Origin of the sequence: Lactobacillus sp. wkB10 (assembly GCF_000760615.1) — a bacterium.
Lineage (GTDB): Bacteria > Bacillota > Bacilli > Lactobacillales > Lactobacillaceae > Lactobacillus > Lactobacillus huangpiensis.
Window position 1 is genome coordinate 113,054 of sequence record NZ_JRJB01000004.1, and the last position, 23,519, is coordinate 136,572.

Consider the following 23,519-nt stretch of genomic DNA (forward strand, 5'->3'; position numbering starts at 1 on the left):
TTACTCCTAATGAAACAGTTGCAAAACGCCATGAAGTAATGAGCCGACAATGTTGTAGTCAATATTCGGGAATGTTGAACTATTGATACCCATTTGTTGAAAGACTGGTACTAGGATTAGTGGTAAGAATGCTAACAAAAGTCCCACAACGAAAGAACCTACAATGGCTCCACGCCAGCCCCCTGTTGAGTTGCCAAAAATTGCAGCAGTTCCGCCTGAGAAAAAGCAAATATGGGCTGCTGGAATAATCACAATTGGACTATGGAATAAAATCATTATCCCGATGGCTACAAGTCCAGCTGCGTAAGAACTGACAAAACCTACCAAAACTGCAGTCGGTGCAAAAGGAAAAACTGTTGGTACGTCTAAAGCTGGACGTGAACCTGGGATAAACTTGGTTGAAATTGCAACAAAGGCATTAGTAATCTCTTCTAGGAACATTCCAACACCATACATCAAAACACCCATTCCAGCAGTAAAGGTCATAGCCTGAATAAACGGATAAACTAACCAATTGACTGGACCAGAAAGTTTACCTGTAACTACCGGACCTGCAGCCAGCGCTGAAACGTAGAATAAAATCAACATGATAATTGCAAGACCCATCAAAAAGTCTTTGAATATCGAAAGTGATTTTGGCAAGTTAAAGTTTTCTGTAGTTTCATCTTTGTGCTTTTTGAACAACAGGCCGATTGCACCAGACAATGCATAACCAAACATGTTATAGTGACCAATCGCCTGATTGTCGTTACCAGTAATTCTGCGCATAAATGGCTGACAAAGTTCTGGTAAAGCACTGGCACAAAGGCCTAAAATAATCCCTCCAATAATAATGGCCCATAAATTGCTTAGTCCGCTGAATTTAAGAACCAGGCCTAAAACACAGGCAAAATAGAGACTATGTTGACCCGTAAAGAAGATATTTTTAAATGGCGTAATTCTGGCAAAAACGATATTCATTACAAAGCCCAAAATTAAAATCAGAGCGACAACAAAGCCATACTTTGTTTGTGCAGCAGCTGTGGCCGCTTCAGGAGAAGCGATCAAGCCGTGAATATGAAAGGCTGATTGAAATAAAACATTGAAGTTTTGCAAAACGCCAGTTAAAGTGCTTGAACCAATACCAAATATTAAAAATCCGATAACAGTTTTTGCTGTACCCTTAGTGACATCTGTCCAATCCTTGTCTTTTTGGGCAACCAATCCTATAAATGCCACAAAACCTAGCAGCACAGCAGGTTGACTTAGAAAACTAATAATAAAATTTAACATTTCTTTCACCTGTTTTATTCATTCATAAGAGGAGCTAATTTGGCCTCAATTTCATTCTGATCCATCATATTTTTAATACCTACTATAGGAATTTTTTTCTCTTTGGCTCTTAAATCATCAGCTACATCGCTTAAAGCAATGATAAAATCGCCATTAAAGCTACCTATTCCGTCTATGCTGGTATGACTAACATCAAGATCCCAATTATTTTTTTTAGCCACATTTCTAACTTGTACTGTTAACATTGTGCTGGTACCCATACCAGCCCGACATGTTATTATTGCTTTCTTCATTTTTCTTCTCCTTCACATTCATTTACATAATTAATTATTTCCTGCACATTATTTGCATGACTAACTGTTTCAAAAAAGTCATTTTTTGAGAGCAAGTTAACCAGCTGTGCCATTTGATCCAGATGTCCGTTTGCTTTTGTAGAACTTAAAGTAAAAATATATTTAACTGGATCGTTATCTTTGTTATGAAAAGGGACTGGCTCTTTTAAAACAGTCAATCCTATTCCATCTTTTAATGCCCCATCTTCTATCTTGGCGTGCGATAAAGCAACATGAGGCATAAATACGATATAAGGTCCCATTTCTTCTGCTATTTTAATGACGCTTTTCAAATAGTTATCTGTCACCAAACTATTTTTAACAAGGGGATGACCTGCTTTTAAAATGGCATCACGCCAATCTTTTGCGCTAACATTCAATTGAATCAATTTCGGGTCTATTAGTGGTGTCACTTAATTTTTCATCTCCTTTCTCTACGGATTCAAAGAGTTTAATAAAAGTAGGTGCATTTTCGGCATGTTCAAATTCTTCTAATAAACTGCTATTAGAAAAAATTTCAGTTAATTGTGTTAGCGCCTTCAATTGAGAATTAGAATTTGGTGCATAAAGGCTAAAAACATATTTTGCTTTTATATCATTGCTAAATTTAACAGGCGGGGTAAAACAAACTAGACTCATACCTGGCACAGAAAATCTTGTGGGGTTATCTGGTTTTGCATGTAGCAACATGACATTATCCATAATTTTCATGTATGGTCCGTACTTCTCTATTTGCATACACATTTTACGAGTGTACTTTTCATCCGCAATATGATCCTTTTCAAGTAGCTTTCCAGTGACTTTTACTGACTCCTGCCAAGAATAAGTGCCATTTTCAAAAGCAATTCTTCTTTCTGGCAAGATTTCACTTAAGCACGGTAAATGGTTTTGTTCTTTTTTATAAGGAACATTTTTTTGAGAAAAATAGCTCTGCAAGGCTGCTGTCAAGCCATTAAAGTCCTTCACATGGGCATATTCACTGACTATGTCTAAAATTTGCGTTGTTTTAACGGCTGGAGAATTATGAACAGAAGACGAAGTTTGAGCTTTAGAAGCCAAATGCTGTCTGATTGTTTGTAAATCATAGTCAGTTAGAATGTGATTGATATTTACAATTGGAGCACCTTTATTAGTTACTGGTAAAGTGGCAATAACCAAATCTGCATGAACTCGGGTCTGTTTTTCATAATCTTGCTTTGTAATAACCTTTATCTTTAACTGATCAGGAAACATTTTTTCCAGTTGAATTTTTAAAAGGCGGGACGTCCCAATTCCACTGCCGCATACCAAAGTAATTTTTTCTTTAGTACTTTGACTTTTTGCATTTTTTAGCAGTTCAATTTCTCCGCCAAAGTAAACTGCAATCAATTCTATTTCATCAGCGGTCAAAGATTTTTTTAGATATTGCTCAAAGGGCTGAATGGCTTCTTTAGTTAAAAGATAAATTTCTGGATACTTTTTTCTGACATTTAACAAGCTTGAATTTAAAAATTGAACATTGTATAAAACTCTTCTTTGAGCAGCTACCAAATGTGTTGTCAGTGCATTTTGCAAGCTCTTATTGTTTACCAAATCAATTCCAGAAATTACTGAAAAGCGCTTGATGATTTGTGCCGCAATATTTGACATTTCTTGTGATTCAAAATTTTTGCTAATTTTGCTGATTTGCCTTGAATCAATTATTTTACAGAGAAGCTGACTTTCAGCATTTAAATGCTCTGCAGAAATTCCCAGATAGGTCAGCAAATTACGAATTAAAGGTTCGAACTTACCGCTACCTTTAATTTTTTTATTCCTGCTATTTTTTAAAAAATGCCCATTTCTGTATCTCTTAACTGAAAAACAGATGTACTCTTTAACTTGAAAAACTGACTCATCCGTTAATAAGCAACCAATATTTTGTTCAACCGTTAAAAGTACTTGCTCAATTTCTACTTTTTCCTTAGTTTCTAAACTCAAAAATGGAGCAATCTTATCAAAAATCATTGTTCCTTGAATATTAGCTAGTTTTTGTAAAGCAAATTTGCGAATTTCCTCCTCTAAACCTGTGATTAAATAGCCATTTTTTTCTAACTCTAACTTCAAATTTCTGCTTTCAGTGTCTTTTTTAACTTTCGCTAAGTCACTCTGAGTGGTTCTTCTCGTTACTCCGTTTAGAGAGTTTAAATATTCAATAGTAACCCTATTATTTCTGCAAAGAAGAGCAAACTCAATTGCTATTACTCTAACCGATTGAGGCAACTTGACTTTTCCCTGCTGCAAATCATGTTTAAGATCCTTCTCAATCTCAGCGATTTCGTATGGTTGAACAAAATAGCCATGATTTCTAACTGTCATTATCTTATTTAAATCATGCAGCTCAAGCCATTCGTTTAACCCGTTAATAGCTGAATAGGCAGTTCTTTTAGTTATTTGAAGTTTATTAGTTATCTGGCTAATACTTAATAAAGAGTTCGAATTTGTTAACATCTTTAGTAACAAGTATTCGTGATACAACAAGATATATTTCACCTGCTTTCTAACTCTCAAATAAATAATAAAGTGAGTGCAATGAAACTTGTTGCACATTTAAAACTGAAAAATGATACACTTTCATATACATATTTAGATGTTGTCTAACTAGTCCAATTTGTATAAAAAAAACATAATTCAGATTACAAATCAGAATTATGTTTTTAAAAATAATATTCCATTCAATTCTTACGATTTAGCAAAAATTTTAAAGCTTCTTGCCATTTGTTTTAATAACGGTTTTAAACCAATCAAATGAATCCTTTTTATAACGTTTCAGCGTACCCTTGCCTCTATCGTCTAAATCAACATAGATTAATCCATATCGTTTGGACATTTGGCCTGTTGTAAATGAAATACAATCAATACATCCCCAAACCAAGTACCCAATTACAGGGACTCCATCAATTTCAATTGCTTTTTTCATTTCAATAATATGATCTTTTAAATAATTTATACGGTATGGATCATGTATTTTATAATCTGACGTTAGTTTATCTTCGGCACCTAAACCATTTTCAACTAAAAACAATGGTAATTGATATCGGTCATAAACTTGATTTAGCCATATTCGCAGCCCAATCGGATCAACAGTCCAACCCCACTTGTTTTTCTGTAAATACGGATTGACAACTGTATCTTCACTGGCAGCATTGCCAGAACCAATTCTTTTTCTATTCGGGTCTGCACTCACAGTACTTGATAAATAATAACTGAAACCTATGTAATCGACACATCCATGTTTTAAATCGTCTAAATCCTTATCAGTGATTTCAATGTGATAACCCTTTTCCTGCCATTCTTTTAAAATAAAATTAGGATATCTGCCCCGTACCTGTACATCAGAGAAAAACATTTGATATTGGTTTAACTTTTGCGCTTTCAGAATATCTTCTGGGTTGGGAGTGTTGGGATAATAGGGTGAAGCAGCCACCATGCAGCCTACCTTAAGGTTGGCATTTAAAGAATGAGCATATTTCACAATCTGACTTCCCGCAACAAACTCATTATGAACGGCTTGGAACATGATTTCACGCTTATTATCATTTGCATTAAAAATTAAGCCGGAATTAGTGTATGGGAAAAGAGGATTTTCTACTAAATATTGATTATTTATTTCATTAAACGTCAGCCAATAATTTGTGTATTGCATAAAATTGTCTAAACAAACTTTAGCAAATTTCACAAAATATGCGATGCACTTGCGATTACGCCACCCGCCAAATTTTTCTACCAGATAATAAGGCATTTCAAAGTGTGACAATGTTATGATGGGCTTAATGTTATATTGCTTCATCGTCTCAAATAAGTTATGGTAAAATTTTAATCCTTGTTCATTAGGCTCATTTTCATCGCCATGTGGAAAGATTCTTGACCAATTAATGCTGACACGCAGGCACTTAAAGCCCATTTTTGCCATTAATTTAATATCACCTTCATAGTTATGATAGAAATCTATGGCCTTATGATTAGGATAATACTCGTTCTCATTAACAGACGTTGTAATTTTCCGCTTAATTGTTGCAGTTCCTGCAGTTAGTAAATCTGAAATATCCAATCCTTTTCCGTCTTCTAGATATGCGCCCTCGACCTGGTTAGCAGATAGAGCTCCACCCCATAAAAAATTATTTTCCATTTGCAGTTTATCTCCTACTGTACAAACATAATTTGATCCTGAGTATGAATAATATCATCTTCCTTAACGCTAACATCAATTTGGTATTTTTCAGGATTTGTAATAATAATTGGTGATTCGAGCGTATAACCAGCTTTTTTTATCTTTTCCATATCTGCTTCTAAAATTTCCTGTCCCTGTTCGACCCTATCGCCATTTTTTACTAAAGCGTTAAAATATTTACCATTTAAATTAACAGTATCAAGTCCAATATGTATAAGAAGCTCAACGCCTGTATCACTGCGTAATCCAATGGCATGCTTAGTAGGCATAACAGTAATTACTTGACCATTAAAAGGTGCTGTTACTTTATTAGAATTAGGAATAACAGCTATTCCCTTGCCTATACTCTCATTTGCAAAAACTTCATCATGAACATCTGCAAGATTAAGCACTTTACCCGAAAATGGAGAAGTGATTACTAAAGCCTGATGATCATTTTTTTCTACTGTTTGATCTTTATTTACTGCTTGAGTGAGGTCAGCTGCCATTTCATCTGAATCCGTATCTTGGTCTTTAAATCCCCAAAAGAAGGTCAAAAGAACACCCAATACAAGTGAAATACCTGAACCTAAAACCATAAAACCAATTGGTTTATATGACAACATAAATATAGAAAATATATTATGAAAGACATAGGAGGTCATCATAACATGAAATAATGCACTGACCGCTCCACCAACGCCACCAGCGATGGCAGTAATTATCATTAAACGCTTTGACTGCATAATTAAACCATATAAAATTGGTTCAGTGACACCAGCAAAAATTCCTGTAATAGCCGTCGAACCTGAGACGCCACGCAGTTTCGTGTTTTTTTGCTTATAAACACTATAAAGAAAAGTACCCAGAGCTATTCCTATTTGTCCCCAGACAGCACAAACATTAACTCCTTCTACTACATCTCCACCAACGGCTTTTAAATTTTGCAGAGTAATTGGCGTAAAACCCCAATGTAGTCCTAAAACAGTTAAGAATGGATAAGAAGCGCCTAATACTAATCCTGCTATTAACCTACTTTTACCAAATAACCACATAATTGCTGCTGAAATCCAGTTACCTACATTGGTCCCAAATGGCCCAAACACTAAAACAGTTGCCGGAACCAATAAAAGCAAACAAATCATCGGGTTTAAAAATAATTGTAATTGTTGTGGGATGTATTTTTTCAGCAATTTATTAAGTAAAGCATAGACAGCAATAATTACAAAGATTGGAAAAACTGTCATTGAATAATCAATCGGATCTAAGTCTAATCCAAATAAATGCAGTCCATGTTTTCCTATTAGTCCTGTAAAATTAGGCTCGAGTAACGCTGCACCTAACGCACCTCCTACGAATGGGTCAGCCTTAAATTGCTTAGATAGTGTAATACCTAAAAATACCGGTAAAAAATAAAAAATAGAATTACCTGCAGCTGAACAAACTAAATATAGTGTACTAGTAGGTGATAGCCAGTGAACTGTCGTTAACACTGTTAATAAAGCTTTGACCATTCCTGCCCCTGCCATAATGGATATTAAAGGCAAAAATGCACCGGAAATAACTTTTGTTAGTGAAAACTTTTCATCCTGCTTATCTTCTGCTTCAGAATTATTTTTTCCACCCATCATCTTTTTGATAACATCATAAAACTCAGTTACATTGGGACCAATTACAACCTGGCATTGCCCACCACTCAAAACGACGCTTAAAACACTCGGTAATTTATTTAACTCATCTTTCTTAATTTTACTGTTATCCTTCAATACAAAACGAAGTCTTGTAGCACAATGAACCAAACTATTAACATTCTCCGATCCACCAACATATTTCAAGATCGTTTTTGCTTCTTTATCTATTTTTTTCATTTTTACTCCATATTATTTTTTATTATCAACAAGTGTTAATTGGTTAAGATGTAAGGTTAGATAAAGCATTTCATCCTCCCCAATCTGCCAGTGATATTTGTTATGCAAAAAAGCTTTAATTTTTTCTGCACACTGAAAATCACTGGCATATTTAGCCTCTATAACCTTTAAAATTGAATTTTTTGAATCGGACGTTTCATGATTTAGTTCACGCAAAATAAAATATCTTAAGTGATTGATAAAGCGCTTATAACTATATGAATCTTCTTTCAAATCTTTCTGGTAATAATCAGAAACAATCGCCAAAACCTGATCAATAATTTTGGTACTGGAAATAGTTGTATCCATGTCATTAATTGAGAAATTAGCATTAATCAAATGCAAAGCTATATAAGTTGCCTCTGAATGTGGAACCTCAAGTTTTGTCTGTTCGCGTAAAAATTCAACAGCATTTTCAGAAAATTTAAAAATTTCAGGATAAATAACTTTAACATCCCATTCTAATGGAGCTTTAAAGCTCAAATTTTGCTTGACCCTTTTTAGCATAAAACTAATATGATCAGAAAGAGTCAAGAGTAACATGTCATTGAACTTGAGATTTAACTCTTGCTCACCTTTTTGAATAATTTGACGTGCATATTCAATACTGGCATCGTCAATCCTTTTTATTAATTCTTGAAATGCCTTAACGGAATCATGGTCAAATATAACGTAATTTTTTTCTATTTGAGCTTTTTCAAGGTCGATAACACTGCCAATCTTTTTCCCATAGCCAATTGCTTTACCTAAAATTATTCGTTCATTTTTTGACTGATCTTCAACTAGAATAGCGTTGTTGTTCAAGTTATTCTTCAAAATCCACAATTTTTCCACCTCTTTTCCAAAAAACGTTATAAAAAAAGCGTTACCCACAGCTCATCAAAAAACTGTAAGTAACGCCTTGTAAAAAGTAACGTCCTTAATGGATATAAGTATATCATTTCTTGTAAACTCTTTCAAATAAAAATCAGACAAATATTTATTGAGTTCGTATATTTGCTTGATTTTTGTGCCAGTAAAGTTTGGCTTCATTTTCTCAGATTAAATAAAAGTGTAGCTAGTAAAAACTAAATTCTTCCATCAAAATTTTTCTAGACCTCTTATCTTTCCTTTTAGATTCGTACACATACCTGCGTCTTTTTTACATTTACCTTCTATTTTTTATTATCTACCATTAAAGATGGAAAACGCTTTTATAAATGGAGGTATTTAATATGATTAATAATTCAAATTTATGTCTTAATCGTAAATCAGCACCTGGTTTACCACTTGCTGATTTTATTAAACTAGCAAGTGAATTAGGGATCAAACATGTGGAATTGCGAAATGATCTAGGTAAAGAACCTGACAACAAAAATATTTTGGATGGAATGAGTATTTCAGATTTTAATGATCTATTACAAAAATACGACGTTCAGGTTGAAGATATAAATTCACTCGGTAATACGGATTTATTGAGCCAGAAAGACAGTAATTTAAATGATCTCGATGAGATGATTACAATCGCTCAGGGAATTGGGACCCAAAAAATTCTTTTCTGTCCGGTAATGGACAAGCACGACGATAGAAGTGACAGCCAAAAATTTAATGAAGGTGTTAAAACTATTAAAGAATTTGCAAAAAGACTTCAAGATAAAGGAATGTCTGGTTTATTTGAAACATTAGGTTTCCCTGAAAGTTCAATCAGAACCCCATTTAGAGCTATTGATATTATCGAAGAAGCTGGTGCAACCAATTTTAAAGTAGTAGCCGATTTATTTCACTGGTTTATGGGCGGTGTCACACGTAATGATTTAGATAATAAGCTTGATGTTAATAAAGTTGGTCTCATCCATATGAGTACAATTGAAATTCAGATGCCAAAATCTAAATTGACTGATCAAAATCGTGTGCTTTTAAATGATCCAAATCATGATAATATCAATGCATTTGACACTATTAAATGGTTTTCAAATAGCAAATTTGATGGTCTATTTTCATTTGAGCCATTCTCAGACGAACTTCGCAAGTGGGATTATGAAACTGCAAAGAAAAATCTTATCAAGAGCATTAACCTGATTAAAAATATTTAGGAGGATTTATTATGTTGGAACTAAATGACTTTTGTATTAATCGCTGCTGTGCAGGAGGCTTATCTCTGCCCGACTTTGTAAAATTAGCTAATGATGTCGGAGTTCATAATATAGAATTAAGAACAGACATACACCACGGGAGCAATTTTTTGGATGATTTGAGCATTGCAGAATTTAATAATTTGCAGCGCAATTATGATGTTCATGTAGCAAATATTTCAGCCGAATTTAATCTTGATGATCGCAGTGACTTGAATACAAAATTAAAGGGAGTTTCCGAATTAGCTGAAATTGCACAAAAAATTGGTGCTGATCATATTTTGTTTACTCCTATCAGGAATGCAGATGATATTCGTACTGATGAACAAAAATTTGATGATCTAGTTCATAATATTAGAATTTATTCAGATATTCTTGGAACTGTGGGCGTTAATGGTCTAGTAGAGCCTTTAGGATTTGGCGACTCTTCATTACGCTTCCCATGGGTTGCACAAAAAGTTTTACAAGAAGCGGATGCTAAAAACTTTAAGTTAATTGCCGATACTTTCCATTATTACAAGGCAGAAGTTACTAAAAAAGATTTTGACGAAAAGGTAGATGTCAACCGTGTTGGTTTAATTCATCTAAGTTCTATTACTTCTAAAAAATCTCCAGAAGAAGCAGACGATGCTGATCGTTACTTCATATCTACTAATGAAGAAGACGTAATGAAATCTATTGAACAAGCAAATTGGTTTAAAGAGAGCAACTATTTCGGTCTTTATTCATTTGAGCCTTGTGCACCTGAAATCAATAACTGGAGTTATGATAAGTGTAAACAAGAAATTTCAGACAGCATTGATAAAATTATCGCTGGTTAAAAGATCAGATCTACAAACGCTTAAATTCAAAAACTGTTGATAAACTTGCTTAAGAAGCTATCAACAGTTTTTTCATGTTTCAAAGATAAGTAAACTATTATTTATTATATTTAAATCAAAAGAAATTTTATTTCAAAATATTAAAAATTCCTGATTCGAGAACTAAAGTATCACTATTCCAAATAGGTCTAGGTATCCCGACCTCTTTATAATATACTTAGATATCGGTTATATCTCTATTATTTGAAATGGTTAACTAAGTTGCTAACATAATGCTCTTCTAAAAAGTAAAATTAGTGCAAAATAAAAATATTGAACACTTAATTTCAGTGTTCAATATTCTTACTGAAAGTTATTTTGAGATAAACGAATTGGATTTGTTTGAGAGATATATATTTCGTTTTATTATTGGGCATTAATTAGATCTATGCTACGAACAATTTCTTTCTTTGCTTTTTCTGCATCCCATTTATACAAGTCTGGAGAAAACGGTTCAAAAGAATATAAGCCATTATATGTACTTTCTTCAAACATTTTTACGTGATTTAATGCATTCATAATATCATTCTGAGTAACCAGAATCCGATCAGCATCACCTAATTCTTCACGTGGCTTTTGGTTAACAACTGAACTCAAATGAACTAAACCAACCATTTTAGGATCCACTTTAGTTTCAAAATCCTCTTTAGTAACTTCAGCTAAATAATAGTGGAAATTATCAGCTACTAATTTAAAGTTATCGACTTTGGCAGCTTTAATGATATCTTGTGCAAGCCAAGGCGTTCTTAATGATGAATCCAAGAATCCCAAAGGCTCAAGCAAACCGCTCATGCCATTTTCTTTTAGGAGCTTAGAGTATGCCTTCATATTATTGATAGCACCTTGACGACGTTCTTCACTTGTTCTCTTGTCATTTGCATCTCTAACTGGACAGAACAAAATATTTTTAACGTGCAGAACTTTGCCAATATCGATCATTTCGTTAAGACTTTTCAGGTTTTCTTCTAAGTTCTCTGCCAGATCCATATTCCCCTGAGCATTTATATCTACAACTTGGATATTTTTTTCATCAAGTAACTGCTTAATTTCCTCAGATTGATAGCCATCTAAAATGGTAGAATTATCAACTTCACCTGTTATATCATTACGCAACTCAATATATTTAATATTAAGATCAGCCACCATGTTAATAAAGTCTTTTAAATCTAATCCAGGGGCAGATTTTCTATTAATACAGAAGTCATTATATGTGAGCATCTAGGTATTCCTCCTTTCATTAAATGTGGAGTCCATCTTTAATAGATTTCAAGGTTTTTTCGTTTGACCACTCTATACGATCAGGCCACATAAACACATTGTTGGTCACAATTCCATCAAAGTTAATTTCACGAAGCGTAGAATAAAAAGCATCCATATCAACTTCGCCTTCACCAGGATTTAAGTGTTGGTGAATAGTTACTGGAGCACCAGGCGGGTTAATAGTATATCTTAATCCGAAAGAGCCAGCAAAATTAAACGTATCTGCAATTAGAACATGACTTAATACATCTTTTGAATCTAAAATTTGTTTTCTGACATCACCTTTACCACCATCAGAGTAAAAGGCATGTGCTGAACATAATACTTGGCCAACATTATCAGAGTTAAGTGAGCGAATAAGCTGTGCAGCAGCATAACTGGATTCAATAAAGTCATTTGGGTGGGCTTGAATTTCAAGTCTAATTCCTTCCTTTTCAAAAATAGGAAGCAATTCCTCCATGGATTTATACCACTGACCTTCTGAAGTAACAGAATTATACTTATCCCCAGAAAATTCAGTATTGATGGTATCAACCCCAAGTTCAGAGGCAAGCCAAATTGTCCTCTTCATATTGCGAACAGCAGCTTGTCTTTCCTGTTCGTTAGGAGAGGACCATTGCTGGACGGGAACCAGGGATGAAATTTCAACTCCAGCATCCTTACACCATTTGCGAACATTTGCAATCATAGCGGAATTTGCTTTAGGATATTGATAAAACCAGAAGAAATCAGTTCTAGGAGCTAATTCCAGATATTTGTACCCTAGCTCCGCTACCTTGTCAATCGTTTCGTGAAGTGGTGTGCTATCACGAAACATTGAAGCATCATATGCTAATTTCATAAAAATCTCTTTTTCCTTTTTTAATTATTAATTTTTGTAAAGATCTGGTCTTTCAGGCAAAACTACTGGTTCTTTGACAAAACCATTGTCACGTGATTTCTCTAAAGCATCTGCAGCTACACATGCCATTAAGCCATCCCAAGTTGTTGGAGCTGTTGGGTTAAGATGATCAGCCAATACACCATTTACCCAATCTTGAATTTCTGAATCAAAGGCTTGACGAAAACGAAAACTATCATTTTGTGGAATGGCAGTCTGTGCTCTTTCTTGAGTTTTTACTTGAGTGAAAATTGGACTGGTTAATGCAATAGTTCCTTCTTCACAGACAACTTCACAGTTAATATCGTAACTGTTATGATTATTAACAAATACTTCTAGATCAGCATGAATACCATTCTTAGTATCAAATGTCATCACTTGTGGATCATGCAAACCTTCATGAGTGTACTTGGTTTGTGCTCTAGGAATAAAGCATGAAACTTTGTCATAGTCACTACCAACTAACCAGTGCATAATGTCACATTCGTGAATAGCTGTTTCAACAATTGCATCATTATCATAGTAGTCGGAAACTGTTGTTTCATTTCTGTGTGTCATGTGCAAAAGTAATGGCTTGCCATAAGTTCCTTCATCAATAGCTTTCTTGATTTGACGATAGCCATTGTCATAGCGACGCATGAAACCTACTTGAACTAATCTTTTACCAATTTTGGTTTCTGCTTCAACAACACGTTTACAATCATCTGCTGAAGTTGAAAGCGGCTTTTCACTAAAGACATACTTTCCTTCTTCAAGAGCCTTCAAAACAAAAGGTACATGGGTATCATGCGGACGTGTGACTACCATAATGGCATCAATATCAGGTGATTCGATTAATTCCTCACCTGTTTCAAAATGCTTGCAGTTATATTTTTGAGCATATTTTTCAGCTAGTTCTTGTTTAATATCAGCTACACCTGCCAAAGTGGCGCCATTAATTCTATTAGCGACACGGTCAATATGGTCTGAACCTTTATAGCCACAGCCAATAATACCAATTCTAAGTGTCATAATATTCCTCCTATATATTTTAGTATTAGTAAGCGCTTTCGCTCACTTGTTACAAATTTCATTATAGAGCTTTTAGTTAGAGCCTCAATGTATATAAATATTCATAAAATGTAAAAAACAACTAATTATCTTTACTTATTTTTGACCAAAAAATAATCACAATAGAGCCTCCCATTAAAGCCCAAATACCCATAACTATAAAAGAAATATTCATTGAATATTTTGCGCGTAATTGTCCAGCAAAAATGGGAAAGAGTGTCATTCCCAAAGCGTAAATAGACTGAAAAACGCCAGTTGCTGTTGAAAGTGACTTCTGTGGCACGTTAGAAATTGCTGTTGCATTAAGAATGGCAAACAATATTCCGGTGCCAACTCCGGGGATAATCTGTAACAAATATATTAAATAAACTTGTTTCGCTAAAGGAATAGTAAAGCAATAGAGCGCCAGTAAGATATAACTGACTATTAAAATACTTCGATCACTGAACTTAGCAATATACTTCGAAGAAGTTAAGCGAGCAAACAAAACGGCCGAACACATATAAATAATAGAAGACAATCCTTCAGCATAAGACGGTGCATTGATTTCTTTTATCACCTGACTGGTAAAAGACATGGTAGTAGCCATTTGTATTCCTTGTTGAATAAAAGCTAATACACCACAGATTAGCAAACATTTATTTTTAAAGAGGCTAATTAAGTTGATAAAAGATTTCTTTCCAGAACTATAACTGAACTGAAAAGTTGGTAATGTTATAGTCATAATGCAGGATAAAATACCAGCTAAGAGACCTAAAATACATAAGCCTTTCATGGTGATTTTTGTATAAAATAAACTTGAAATCACAAAACCCAGAAGCATGCCTATGTTATTTGCCATTACCAGAATGCCCATATTTTCTACTTTGCTCACATCTGAACGTAATTTTAAAAAGTAAACCATAAAAGAAAGCCAGGTTGAACTAGCAATTCCTGAAAAGATATTACCGAACAAAAAGCCAATACTATTAGGAAAAAGTACTCTTATGATTGAAGCCAAACCAGCTAATAATGTTCCTAATGTAATTAGCAACTTATGATTTAAATGCCAGTCTGCCAGCATTCCCAAAGGAATTCTCAATAACATTTGAGAAAAGCCATAGGCTCCGACTACAATTCCGATAAAACCAGCTGAAACATCAATAGCAGTTAAAAACGGTGTTTGGTATGGAACATAAACATATTGTGCAAACCAAAATAAAATAATAATAATGATAAACTTAATTACCCGTTGTTTCTTTTTCATATTATTATCCCAGTTTACAAAGTAAATTCTTTTTCAAGCTTGTCCATTTGCTCAGTATCAACCAATTTTTTGAATGCTTGTACACTAATAATTTCTTTTTCTGGTGAAACAGCAGTGGTATTACTCTTTTCTTGCTTTAAAACTTCTTGCTCACCTCTTGCTCTTGCATAGATTGCTTCTTCTTTGAAAGTTGCCATGCTATAACCCATTTTAAACAGATCGTTCCAACTAAGAATTTTCGCTAAATTGTCAGACTTTACTAATAGTGGTACTTTTGAGAGTTCTTTTGCTATTTGCTGTAATTCTTTTTCAGATGAAACATTGTCAATATATAGCATGTCGGCGCCTGCTGCACAATAAGAACGCAATTTGGCAATAGTTTCTTTAATATCACAAACTCCCCTAGCTGAAGAATGTGCCATAATTACAAAGTCAGGGTCTTTTCTAGCCTCGATTGCAGCATGTATTCTTTCCACCATTTCAGAAACTGGTGCTATCTGCGTCACAGCCATTTGACCACATCTCTTAGGCCAAACACCGTCATCAAGATAAATTCCAGTCGCATTAATTGCTTCATAACTACGCGTCGTTCGTGCAATATTTTCTTTTGCACCATGTCCAGTGCCCACATCACATAAGACAGGAATAGAAACATTTTCAATGATCTTGCTAGCTTGATCGAATAACGTATAGAAATCAGCAAAGCCCATATCAGGTTTGCCATATACGAAATTGGTCGCAGATCCAGTTACATTAATCGCCTTAAAACCTGCTTTTTCACATATTTTGGCTGATAATCCGTCTCCAGCTACAGGTATTTTATGGATTTTTGTTCTATTATGAATCAGCTTTTTAAACATTAAGCGCATCGTTTTGCCTTTATTCTTCATGATTGTTCTCCCTACTATAAAATTCATACAACTGTTGCTCTGCGTTTAAAGTAGTGGCGATAGCAGATTCTACGGGCAGTATAAATTTGGGCTTAATGCTTTTGACCTCTTTTATGCCTAAGTCTGAATTGTCCAATTCAATTCCTATTTTTGAGAAAAATTTTTCCTCTTTTAATTGCGCCAATTCTTTTCTGTTAAGTCTAGCAACAATAATCTGTTTAATTCCCATTTTTAAAAGCAATTCAATTCTATTTACAAGTTTTGAGTAACCATATTTTTTTATTCCTTCTAATTTAGGAATAATTTGTAAATCATAATCTTTTCCACCTGCTACTGCTGCTTTAACCATATTGATGAAAATCTTGTCCGATGTTGTTCCAGTTACTTCAACAGATTTGGCTGGCCATTTTTGATCATTAAGTACCAAATATTGTGCACCTGCATTTCCTAACTCTTTTGCAGTAGTCCAGGCACTAAGTTCATTGCCAAAACCAGACTGACCATCTGCAATTAAAGCAGCTTTTGTTTCTATACTGAGAGTATTAAAATATTGCAAATACTCACGCCTAGTAATTAAGCCTTCATTATCTTTACCTAATGTCATCATGGCTAGTAATCTACCACTGACAAAAAGCGGTTGGTCGCTTCCCAAGTTTTTAATTAAGTTGGCAGAGATAGTTACAGGTATTATTCCTTTTAACATTATTCTTCTCCAATTATTAAAAAAACTCGCAGAGATTAATTTCTGAATGTATATTGGGTCATTCTGAAAAAGTCAACTACGAGTTCTATAAATCACATTTTGCTAAAAGATTATACTTTATTTATTTTTTTCTTTAGCTGTATCTAAAGCCTGCTTAACAGCTTCTTTCATAGCTCTGCTGGAAGATGATGCACCAGAAATTGCATCAACATCATAAGTATTTTTCTCTACCATAATTTTTGGTAAAGCCTTAACTGCTCTCTTACCGTAGTCTTCACTTTCGCTTTCTTGTAAAACTTCAATGTTTTTAAGATTTTGATTGTCGTCTACAGTAACTCGCACCACTATATCATTACCCATACCGGCAGAACTTACACCAAGATATTGGTTCTTACCAAGCTCAAAAGTGTATTTTCTCTTTAAATCACTTGCTAGATCAGGATCTTCCTTAGCTGAAGCACCTGTAGCAACATCATTACCATTATCAAACAGATCATCTTTATCGTGTTTAGCTTTAGCGGCATTTTCTCCGGCGACTTTCCCAAATATCAAGCAGTCAGCCAGATTCTCTCCACCTTGATAAATTCTGACAATGTTACTACCCAGTTCCCCTGCACCATATAAGTGTGGTATGGCATTGTTAAATGGATCCATGATCTCAGCTTTGCCATTTCTCTTAGGACCACCATGAGTTTGAGCAATAGATTGAACCATTGGCAAAGCATAAATGGTATCAGAAGTATCAAATCTTTCTAAAGTCGCAGCTGCTCTGTGAAAGTCTAAGTCATTACCCGATTCGGCATAGGAATTAAAAGTATCAATTGTCGTAGTCAGTGTTTCTTGTTTCACATCAATTTTTGCAGCTAATTCCGCAACACTATTTGCGCTAATTAAGAAGTTCTTTAGTGCACGCTTATATGGAACATGATCAATTTGCGCCAGTCTTTCATACTGCTTTTGGTCAAAGATAACGTACGGCTTGATAGGAGCCTGAGGTGTACGCCATTGACCATGATTATAAAACCAGCCTTCAATACTGAAAATGTCTTCACGACAATATCTCGTACCATCATCGCCAACTGCAAAAATGCTGCCAGTGTACATTTCTTTGGCATCAATATCTGCTGGCTGGAAAACGCTGCGTTCTCCTTCTTTAACAGGCAAAGTCAAGTCTCCTACAATTCCGGCAGAGTTATAAGTTGTCATATGCCATAATCTGGCGCCAGCTTCAACCGCAAGATCAATACCATCTCCGGTATTATAAAGAGTACCAACAGGAGCTAAATGATGTTCACCAATAAAGTCTTGAATCTTAATCTTACTGTTTGAAAAACCACCAGTTGACAAAACGACACCATTACGGGCACCGATATTTCTAATTTTGCCCTTTCTTTTAATTTGGACACCAACTACTGTCTTGTCAGGAGTTTGAATAATGTGAACTGCTGGTGATCCATACCAGACATCAATATTGTCAACTCTATCTAAAACTCTTTCCCTTAGGACAGTCCATAAAGCTGAATCAAACATGCCATTATGAACTGTCATTAGTTCAGATGCTGAAGAATCAGGAAATTCTGGGTGAGTGGCAGTAGTTTGGTTATCTGCAGTATGAGACAACGGGTTGTCATCCGGATGCTCACCAAATACAAAAGGTTTAACTTCCAAGTATTTAGAAAAGTAATCTTTCATGTTTGCCAAACCGTTAATAACAGTGTCTTCTACATCTTCATCAATGTGAAAACCTTGTGCAAGGGCTTTATAATAGGTTCTGAATTTTTGCGGGTCTGGTGTATAACCAACATTTTGACCTGAATACCTAGTATTGCCTCCCTCATGACCTTCAGGTGCTTTATCAACAAGAAGTACTTTTGCACCATTATCTGCAGCAAACCTAGCTGCACTGGCACCTGCGCCACCGAATCCTAAAACTACTACATCGTAGACTTTATCCCATTTAATGGACTTATCAATAATCATATATATTAAAAACCTCACTATTTTTTATAAAAAGGCAATTTAGGCGAAAACTAACTTAATAAAATCAAATTAAACAAGTGTGCTCTGTTATAAATTAAGTGTATAAGTAATATAAGCATGCCTTTTAATTCATTTAAATTTATCTTTATCTAACTCTTATTTATTTTGGTACGGCGCAAATAACTCATCTTCCATATATTTATGAGCTTTTAATGCCATTTCAAATGGATTATGCTTCTTAGGGTCTTGCTCGGCCTCAACCATAATCCAGCCGGTATATTGATGATTAACCAAGGTCTTGAATACTGGCTTAAAGTCAATGCTGCCATCACCAGGAACGGTAAACATGTCATTCATGAATGAATCTTGGAAGGACAAACCCTTCTTTCTTGAATCATCTTCTTTATTTTTACGAACATCTTTAAAATGAACATGAACAACGCGATCGACAAATTCATTAAGCATAGGCATGACATCACCTTCTGAAACATAGGCATGACCAGTGTCAAAAACAAGGCCAACTTTGTCAGGATCGGTGTTATCCATTAGTCTCTTCGTTTCAGCCAAAGTTTGGATACCAGTACCTAAATGGTGGTGGTATGCAACTTTAACATCATACTTTTTAGCAATTTCACCATACTTATTCAAACCAGCGCACACTTTTTCCCATTCTTCATCTGTAAAATATGGTTTATCTTTAAAAATGTTCTTACTTGTTTGTTGAATGGAATAAGTTTGCTCTGAAACAGTTGCAATATGTGCACCAAGAGCCTGCAGTTTTTTACAGTGTTCTTCAAAGTCTGCTGCTGCTTTTTCAATCCCGTCTCTAATGATAAAACTACTAAACCATTGACCAGCAATTTCAATGTGGCGCAATTTGCGCTCATAATTAATTTCATCTGGTCCTGGGAAGAAACCACCCATCTCTACTCCTTTAAAGCCAGCTAAAGCGGCATCACTTAAGAGTTGAGGAAAAGTATTTTCCGCACCAATTGATGGAATATCGTCATTACGCCAGCCAATAGGACAAATACCTAACTTTATATTTTTATTTACATCATATCCAGACATAATTTTTCTCCTTCGTAATTTCTTTATTTACTAAATTTTTATTTGTCGTATCTGTTATGGAAGAACTTCTCTATACTATCCAAAGAAGCGCCTTTAGTTTCGGGAACTCTAACTTTGACAAACCATGCCCCAAGTAAACAGAAAGCTGCAAAAATGTAGAAAGATGAAATACCCAAAACTGATAGAATAACTGGGAATAAAAGCCCTACTACGAAGTTAGCCATCCATAAAACGAAGATGGTAATTCCGGTTCCTAATCCGCGATAACGGGCTGGGAAGATTTCAGAGTTAAGTAACCAAGTTACAGGACCCAAAGTACCTTGGTCAATAACTATATAAACTAGCAAAATAAGCAAAACAGCATACGGAGCCCAAGAAGTATGGAGCGCAAAACTGCCAATTAGCGCTACTACTATCAAAGCCAGAGCACAGAAAATATAGCCAATTAACAATAATGGCTTTCTGCCCAGCCTATCAACTGTATACATACCAACTATGGCACCAATGACTGAAAATACGCCATTAGCAATATTCATATATAATGACGTATTACTACCAAATCCTGCAGAGGTCAGAATTTTTGTGCCGTAGTACATTACAGAGTTAATACCAGCGAATTGCTGAAAAATTCCTAGTAAAGAACCAGTAATAACAATTTGAAAAATCCACGGTTTTTTAAAATCCTTAAATGATGCTTTTTCAGCATTTTCCCGCTCTAGTTCTGCAGCATTTTCTTTTAATTCATCAATTTCAGCTTCGGCTTGAGCTTTGGTTCTAACACGATACAAAGCTTGTAATGCCTTGCCAAACATTCCTTTATTGGCATACCATTGCGGACTTTCTGGTACTAAGTACATACCAAACCAAAGTAAAATACCTGGAACTGCGGTAATTCCCAGCATTAATCTCCAAACACCTGCATTGTGGACACCAATCGTATTGCCTAAAATGGCATTAATAAGAAATGATAAGCCTTGACCACCAACAATTAGTAACTGATTCATGCTGACAAATTTACCACGCTCTTTTGCCGGTGAAATTTCCGCTAGATAAACAGGAACCAAAGCAGAAGTTGCACCAACTGCCAATCCCATGATTATTCTTAGTATTATTAAGACACCAGTATTAGGTGCAAAACCACAGCCTAACCCTGTAAGCGTGAACAAAACACCTAGCCAGATCATTAATTTCTTGCGGCCCATTTTGTCGCTCAATGGGCTACCAAAAACGGCACCAAACGCAGCACCAAAAGTAAGACCACTGGAAACGACTCCTTGCTCAAAAGATGACAAGTTTAATTGGCTTGGTTTAGCTAAGAAATCTAAGGAACCATTTACAACTCCTGTATCAAAGCCAAAACACAAGGCACCCATACATGCAATCCATGCAACTAAAACTAAATAACCATGGTGATTATTTTCATAACTATCTTCTTGCATCTGCAATCTCCATTTTTTATGTAACGTGCTTTAACAACTAAAGCACACTAAAACTTTAATATGACTATTTCTTATTACGAGCAAATAATAAAAATCTAAGAAATATAGAAATATTTTTCTATTTTCAGTGATTGCAATCACTGGAACATACTGTAAAGTTCGTTATTTCTTTTGCAAACGCTTTTATTTATTAATAAATACATTTTATACTTTTTATATTTTAAAGAAGCATAAAAAAGCTTTTTTGTTAGTATTAATAATAATATTAATAAATAAAATATATATAAAATATTTTTAAAAAAGTAGTTTTTACGCTGCTAAAAAAGCAATTTTAAATTAGAAGGATGTATTTTCATGCTTAAAAAATGTACTTTTAATCTTTTTATTAAGTAAAAAAGTATTTTTTGATCAAGTTTGCTCTTTCATTAACAAATATTTTAAAAACATATAAGCTTCTTTTATCTCTTATGTGTTGCGGTTTTCATTATATTTATTTTTCTTTTAAAAAATGAATACCCTTGAAATAGCATGTAAAAAATGATAAAAATTACTCACGAGCCTATTTTTGGTTATTGCATCACTTATAACTTGATTTTTTAAAATTAGGAATATGGTGATTCAATGAACAATGAACAAGATACATCTCCCAATCAAACAGATGTATACATAAATAAAGATAAGCAAAAAAGATTACAACGTTATGGTTGGATAATTACTTTAGGTGGCTTGCTATTTGGTATAGATACTGGAGCCACAAATGGGTCTCTCTCTTTCATGAGTAAACCTGACCAGCTTAATTTAAATGCTTCAGATGAAGGTTTGGTTACTAGTGGTATCACTCTAGGCGCTGCTTTTGGTGCAGTCATTGGAGGCAAACTTTCAGATTATTTTGGTAGAAAAAAAGTTTTAATGTATTCCGCCTGGATCTTTATTCTTGGCACTTTAGGTTGTACTTTTGCACCAAATGCATTAGTAATGATTTTATGTCGTTTTTTATTAGGGCTAGCCGTTGGTGCAGAGTCAGTCATTAGTCCCGTTTTTCTTGCAGAATTATCTACACCTGAAATACGGGGCAAATTTGTTAATCATCATGAACTGATGATTGTAAGCGGGCAATTACTGTCTTATATAATCAATGCATTATTTGGGGTAATGCTGGGAAGCTATCGTGGTATTTGGAGATACATGCTGGCTGTGGGTCTTATACCGGAAATTTTGCTTTTATTTGGCATTCATAAAGTACCTGAATCGCCAAGGTGGTTAGTAACTAAACACCAAAACGATCAGGCACTTTCAGTTTTGGAGAAGATTCGTAACAATAAAGAAGATGCAAAAGCTGAAATTGTCAGAATTAAACAGTCTTTAGCTTTAAGCAGCAAACAAAAAAAGGCTACCTTTAAGGATTTAAAAATTCCCTGGATTCGTCGTCTGATATTGATTGGTATTGGATTGGGTGTAATGCAACAGGCTATTGGTATAAACATAATTATGTTTTATGGCACAACTGTTTTAAGCAATGCCGGGTTTAGCCATTCTGCTGCTTTAATTGCAAATATTAGTAACGGTGTCATATCAACTCTTGCAACCATTGCCAGTATCCATTTAATGGGCAAAATAGATAGACGGAAAATGGTAATAACTGCAATTTGTGGAACTACTATAACGATGTTGACAATCAGCATACTTTCGGTGGTATTAATTAAAAGTCCAATTTTCCCATATGTTATGCTTTTATTGATGGCTATTTTTCTTATGTTTTTCCAAGGAGGAGTTTCACCCATTGTTTGGGTCCTTCTGTCAGAAATTTTTCCACAAAGTATTCGTGGGATGGCTATGGGAATTGCGACTTTCTTTTTATGGCTATCGAATTTTTTAGTAGGTTATATATTCCCAATATTATTGACTAATATTGGCTTTAGTAATACCTTTATTGTATTTACTATACTAAACATCTTTTCGCTATTTTATGCGATTAAATTTATCCCTGAAACAAGAGGAAAATCTCTTGAAGAACTTCAATCTTGTTTTCAGAATCGTCATATAAATCGAAGTTCAGATAAATAAGAGGGAACAAAATGAATAAATACTCGGATTTTATTCCCCAAAATGAGTGTGGCGTTACTATAGAAAAAGGAATTTATTTTAATAATCCTAGCGATTTAGCACATGAAATATTCTTTTACCCTATGTTTGGGGCAGAATATCAAGTAACATACCCGTATAAAGTAAAAAGAGATTTTATGGATTCTTTTTTAATAATATATATCAAAAAGGGAGAAATGGAATTTTTTTTCGTAACCAGGTGTTCATTGCGAAGCAACAAATAGTTTTGTTAGATTGTAAAGAATTT

General features: G+C 34.5%; 20 protein-coding genes. 4 read left to right on the forward strand and 16 right to left on the reverse strand.

Annotated features, from left to right (window positions below):
• Positions 1-6: 6 nt before the first annotated feature.
• The 7 genes from LACWKB10_RS03900 to LACWKB10_RS03930 all read right to left on the reverse strand — a co-directional run bounded on the left by LACWKB10_RS03900 (position 7) and on the right by LACWKB10_RS03930 (position 8,504).
• The gene (locus LACWKB10_RS03900) at positions 7-1,272 is read right to left on the reverse strand and encodes a PTS ascorbate transporter subunit IIC (RefSeq protein ID WP_034978946.1); all 1,266 of its coding nucleotides are present in this window, start codon (positions 1,270-1,272) and stop codon (positions 7-9) included.
• 14 nt (positions 1,273-1,286) lie between these two features.
• Positions 1,287-1,565 (reverse strand): PTS sugar transporter subunit IIB, encoded by a 279-nt coding sequence (locus LACWKB10_RS03905; RefSeq protein ID WP_034978948.1) that lies wholly within the window; start codon positions 1,563-1,565, stop codon positions 1,287-1,289.
• Positions 1,562-2,017: a PTS sugar transporter subunit IIA gene (locus tag LACWKB10_RS03910; protein ID WP_034978950.1), complete on the reverse strand. Its 456-nt coding sequence runs from the start codon at positions 2,015-2,017 to the stop codon at positions 1,562-1,564. Before LACWKB10_RS03910 ends, LACWKB10_RS03905 begins: the two co-directional genes overlap by 4 nt.
• Positions 1,974-4,103, reverse strand: a complete 2,130-nt coding sequence (locus LACWKB10_RS03915; RefSeq protein ID WP_034978952.1) for a BglG family transcription antiterminator — start codon at positions 4,101-4,103, stop codon at positions 1,974-1,976. The genes LACWKB10_RS03910 and LACWKB10_RS03915 overlap by 44 nt, the downstream gene beginning before the upstream one ends.
• Positions 4,104-4,323: 220 nt before the next feature.
• Complete coding sequence (locus LACWKB10_RS03920; RefSeq protein WP_034978953.1) at positions 4,324-5,751, reverse strand: 6-phospho-beta-glucosidase; 1,428 nt, start codon at positions 5,749-5,751, stop codon at positions 4,324-4,326.
• 14 nt (positions 5,752-5,765) lie between these two features.
• Entirely contained in the window at positions 5,766-7,640 is a 1,875-nt protein-coding gene (locus LACWKB10_RS03925) for a glucose PTS transporter subunit IIA (RefSeq protein ID WP_034978955.1), read from the reverse strand.
• 12 nt (positions 7,641-7,652) lie between these two features.
• On the reverse strand, positions 7,653-8,504 hold the full coding sequence (locus LACWKB10_RS03930; protein ID WP_034978957.1) for a PRD domain-containing protein: 852 nt from the start codon (positions 8,502-8,504) through the stop codon (positions 7,653-7,655).
• A 389-nt stretch (positions 8,505-8,893) separates the two neighbouring features.
• Between LACWKB10_RS03930 and LACWKB10_RS03935 the strand changes: the two genes are divergently transcribed.
• Together LACWKB10_RS03935 and LACWKB10_RS03940 are read left to right on the forward strand one after the other, a co-directional pair.
• Positions 8,894-9,751, forward strand: coding sequence for a TIM barrel protein (locus tag LACWKB10_RS03935; protein WP_034978959.1), 858 nt, complete (start codon positions 8,894-8,896; stop codon positions 9,749-9,751).
• 11 nt (positions 9,752-9,762) lie between these two features.
• The gene (locus LACWKB10_RS03940; protein ID WP_034978961.1) at positions 9,763-10,611 is read left to right on the forward strand and encodes a TIM barrel protein; all 849 of its coding nucleotides are present in this window, start codon (positions 9,763-9,765) and stop codon (positions 10,609-10,611) included.
• A 405-nt stretch (positions 10,612-11,016) separates the two neighbouring features.
• Here the strand turns inward: LACWKB10_RS03940 and LACWKB10_RS03945 are convergent, their stop codons facing one another.
• From LACWKB10_RS03945 to LACWKB10_RS03985, 9 genes are all read right to left on the reverse strand, one after another.
• Positions 11,017-11,868, reverse strand: a complete 852-nt coding sequence (locus LACWKB10_RS03945; RefSeq protein ID WP_034978963.1) for a TIM barrel protein — start codon at positions 11,866-11,868, stop codon at positions 11,017-11,019.
• A 19-nt stretch (positions 11,869-11,887) separates the two neighbouring features.
• On the reverse strand, positions 11,888-12,751 hold the full coding sequence (locus tag LACWKB10_RS03950) for a sugar phosphate isomerase/epimerase (protein WP_034978965.1): 864 nt from the start codon (positions 12,749-12,751) through the stop codon (positions 11,888-11,890).
• A gap of 27 nt (positions 12,752-12,778) precedes the next feature.
• Positions 12,779-13,801 (reverse strand): Gfo/Idh/MocA family protein, encoded by a 1,023-nt coding sequence (locus tag LACWKB10_RS03955; protein ID WP_034978967.1) that lies wholly within the window; start codon positions 13,799-13,801, stop codon positions 12,779-12,781.
• A 121-nt stretch (positions 13,802-13,922) separates the two neighbouring features.
• On the reverse strand, positions 13,923-15,086 hold the full coding sequence (locus LACWKB10_RS03960; RefSeq protein WP_034978969.1) for an MFS transporter: 1,164 nt from the start codon (positions 15,084-15,086) through the stop codon (positions 13,923-13,925).
• Positions 15,087-15,100: 14 nt separating this feature from the next.
• Positions 15,101-15,976 (reverse strand): oxaloacetate decarboxylase, encoded by an 876-nt coding sequence (locus LACWKB10_RS03965; protein WP_034978971.1) that lies wholly within the window; start codon positions 15,974-15,976, stop codon positions 15,101-15,103.
• The gene (locus LACWKB10_RS03970; RefSeq protein WP_034978973.1) at positions 15,966-16,679 is read right to left on the reverse strand and encodes an isocitrate lyase/phosphoenolpyruvate mutase family protein; all 714 of its coding nucleotides are present in this window, start codon (positions 16,677-16,679) and stop codon (positions 15,966-15,968) included. Before LACWKB10_RS03970 ends, LACWKB10_RS03965 begins: the two co-directional genes overlap by 11 nt.
• 117 nt (positions 16,680-16,796) lie before the next feature.
• On the reverse strand, positions 16,797-18,659 hold the full coding sequence (locus LACWKB10_RS03975) for an FAD-dependent oxidoreductase (protein ID WP_052060277.1): 1,863 nt from the start codon (positions 18,657-18,659) through the stop codon (positions 16,797-16,799).
• Positions 18,660-18,815: 156 nt separating this feature from the next.
• Positions 18,816-19,730 carry a myo-inosose-2 dehydratase gene (gene iolE, locus LACWKB10_RS03980; RefSeq protein ID WP_034978975.1) on the reverse strand — a complete coding sequence of 305 codons (915 nt, stop codon included), beginning with the start codon at positions 19,728-19,730 and terminating at the stop codon, positions 18,816-18,818.
• A 38-nt stretch (positions 19,731-19,768) separates the two neighbouring features.
• Complete coding sequence (locus tag LACWKB10_RS03985) at positions 19,769-21,169, reverse strand: sugar porter family MFS transporter (protein ID WP_034978977.1); 1,401 nt, start codon at positions 21,167-21,169, stop codon at positions 19,769-19,771.
• A 621-nt stretch (positions 21,170-21,790) separates the two neighbouring features.
• Between LACWKB10_RS03985 and LACWKB10_RS03990 the strand changes: the two genes are divergently transcribed.
• Both LACWKB10_RS03990 and LACWKB10_RS03995 read left to right on the forward strand, forming a co-directional pair.
• Positions 21,791-23,233: a sugar porter family MFS transporter gene (locus LACWKB10_RS03990; protein WP_034978979.1), complete on the forward strand. Its 1,443-nt coding sequence runs from the start codon at positions 21,791-21,793 to the stop codon at positions 23,231-23,233.
• Between the two features lie 11 nt (positions 23,234-23,244).
• Entirely contained in the window at positions 23,245-23,496 is a 252-nt protein-coding gene (locus tag LACWKB10_RS03995) for a hypothetical protein (RefSeq protein WP_034978981.1), read from the forward strand.
• The last annotated feature ends 23 nt before the right edge of the window (positions 23,497-23,519 follow it).

What these genes read in the sequence shown, in the direction of transcription:
- LACWKB10_RS03905 (WP_034978948.1), bottom strand. Translation starts at nt 1,565, where the DNA reads ATGAAGAAAGCAATAATAACATGTCGGGCTGGTATGGGTACCAGCACA.
- LACWKB10_RS03945 (WP_034978963.1), bottom strand. Translation starts at nt 11,868, where the DNA reads ATGCTCACATATAATGACTTCTGTATTAATAGAAAATCTGCCCCTGGA.
- LACWKB10_RS03965 (WP_034978971.1), bottom strand. Translation starts at nt 15,976, where the DNA reads ATGAAGAATAAAGGCAAAACGATGCGCTTAATGTTTAAAAAGCTGATT.
- LACWKB10_RS03940 (WP_034978961.1), top strand. Translation starts at nt 9,763, where the DNA reads ATGTTGGAACTAAATGACTTTTGTATTAATCGCTGCTGTGCAGGAGGC.
- LACWKB10_RS03950 (WP_034978965.1), bottom strand. Translation starts at nt 12,751, where the DNA reads ATGAAATTAGCATATGATGCTTCAATGTTTCGTGATAGCACACCACTT.
- LACWKB10_RS03925 (WP_034978955.1), bottom strand. Translation starts at nt 7,640, where the DNA reads ATGAAAAAAATAGATAAAGAAGCAAAAACGATCTTGAAATATGTTGGT.
- LACWKB10_RS03960 (WP_034978969.1), bottom strand. Translation starts at nt 15,086, where the DNA reads ATGAAAAAGAAACAACGGGTAATTAAGTTTATCATTATTATTATTTTA.
- LACWKB10_RS03970 (WP_034978973.1), bottom strand. Translation starts at nt 16,679, where the DNA reads ATGTTAAAAGGAATAATACCTGTAACTATCTCTGCCAACTTAATTAAA.
- LACWKB10_RS03935 (WP_034978959.1), top strand. Translation starts at nt 8,894, where the DNA reads ATGATTAATAATTCAAATTTATGTCTTAATCGTAAATCAGCACCTGGT.
- LACWKB10_RS03975 (WP_052060277.1), bottom strand. Translation starts at nt 18,659, where the DNA reads ATGATTATTGATAAGTCCATTAAATGGGATAAAGTCTACGATGTAGTA.
- iolE (WP_034978975.1), bottom strand. Translation starts at nt 19,730, where the DNA reads ATGTCTGGATATGATGTAAATAAAAATATAAAGTTAGGTATTTGTCCT.
- LACWKB10_RS03985 (WP_034978977.1), bottom strand. Translation starts at nt 21,169, where the DNA reads ATGCAAGAAGATAGTTATGAAAATAATCACCATGGTTATTTAGTTTTA.
- LACWKB10_RS03900 (WP_034978946.1), bottom strand. Translation starts at nt 1,272, where the DNA reads ATGTTAAATTTTATTATTAGTTTTCTAAGTCAACCTGCTGTGCTGCTA.
- LACWKB10_RS03955 (WP_034978967.1), bottom strand. Translation starts at nt 13,801, where the DNA reads ATGACACTTAGAATTGGTATTATTGGCTGTGGCTATAAAGGTTCAGAC.
- LACWKB10_RS03995 (WP_034978981.1), top strand. Translation starts at nt 23,245, where the DNA reads ATGAATAAATACTCGGATTTTATTCCCCAAAATGAGTGTGGCGTTACT.
- LACWKB10_RS03920 (WP_034978953.1), bottom strand. Translation starts at nt 5,751, where the DNA reads ATGGAAAATAATTTTTTATGGGGTGGAGCTCTATCTGCTAACCAGGTC.
- LACWKB10_RS03990 (WP_034978979.1), top strand. Translation starts at nt 21,791, where the DNA reads ATGAACAATGAACAAGATACATCTCCCAATCAAACAGATGTATACATA.